This window comes from Vibrio sp. D173a, from assembly GCF_030248475.1.
Window position 1 is genome coordinate 1 of the sequence record NZ_JAHGAH010000779.1, and the last position, 927, is coordinate 927.

At 44.6% G+C, this 927-nt stretch carries 2 protein-coding genes and 1 pseudogene; all 3 read left to right on the plus strand.

The genetic code is table 11. The annotated features are described in order from the left end of the window. A pseudogene (locus KIV40_RS29215) lies at positions 1-107 on the plus strand (DsbE family thiol:disulfide interchange protein); the annotation flags it as partial. Further along, positions 104-589 carry a cytochrome c-type biogenesis protein gene (locus KIV40_RS29220; protein ID WP_285352731.1) on the plus strand — a complete coding sequence of 162 codons (486 nt, stop codon included), beginning with the start codon at positions 104-106 and terminating at the stop codon, positions 587-589. The pseudogene KIV40_RS29215 and the gene KIV40_RS29220, both read left to right, overlap by 4 nt. After that, positions 589-927, plus strand: a 339-nt coding sequence (ccmI, locus tag KIV40_RS29225; RefSeq protein ID WP_285352733.1) for a c-type cytochrome biogenesis protein CcmI, incomplete at its 3' end; no start/stop codon positions are given. The genes KIV40_RS29220 and ccmI, both read left to right, overlap by 1 nt.

A 927-nucleotide genomic window follows, 5' to 3' on the forward strand; every position in this document is an offset into this window, starting at 1 on the left:
ATGCTAACGGTGTTGTTCGTTACCGCCATGTTGGTGATGTGAACCCGACAAACTGGGCATCAACGCTTGAGCCTATGTATCAAGACTTGTTGGAGGAAGCAAAATGATTAAACACGCACTGATTGCGCTGTTAGCGACTTTTGCTATCTCTCTGACAGCAACGGCTTCGATTGAAATTCATGAGTTTGATAACTTGCAACAAGAGCAGCAGTTCAAAACTTTGAGCAGCACGCTGCGTTGCCCTAAATGTCAAAACAACACTATTGGTGACTCGAATGCCGAATTGGCCGTCGACCTTCGCCAGAAAGTGTATGAGATGACGAAAGAGGGCAAGTCTGAGCAAGAGATCATTGATTACATGATCGCTCGTTATGGCAACTTTGTAACTTACAACCCGCCACTGACGTTCGCGACAGCGATTTTGTGGGTAGGTCCATTTGCCGTTGTGGTGTTCGGCTTTGCTCTTATTGTTCTTCGAAGTAGAAAGTCTAAGGCAAAAGCTACAGAGACAAATGATGATTGGAATGCGGACAAAGAAGCACGTTTAAAAGCGTCACTCGATGAAGAGAACGACGGAGACAAGAAGTAATGACTCTATTTTGGATTTCTACAATTATCCTATCATTAGCTGCTGTCGTGTTGATTGTGCTGCCGTTTGTGAACAAGAAAGCCAACAACGACGAAGTGCTTCGCGATGAGCTCAATAAAGCATTTTATAAAGATCGCCTTGATGAGCTGGAAGTTGAAGCAGAAGAAGGTTTAGTTGATGACCAGCAAGAGCTGATCGCTGACCTAAAACAGTCTCTGTTGGATGATGTTCCTGCTGAGAAGCAAGCTAAGAAAACGCAGATCTCAAGCGTGGCTGTAGTTGTGCCTTCTGTCATCATCACTTTGGTGCTCAGCTATGGTATGTACTTCAAGTTTGGT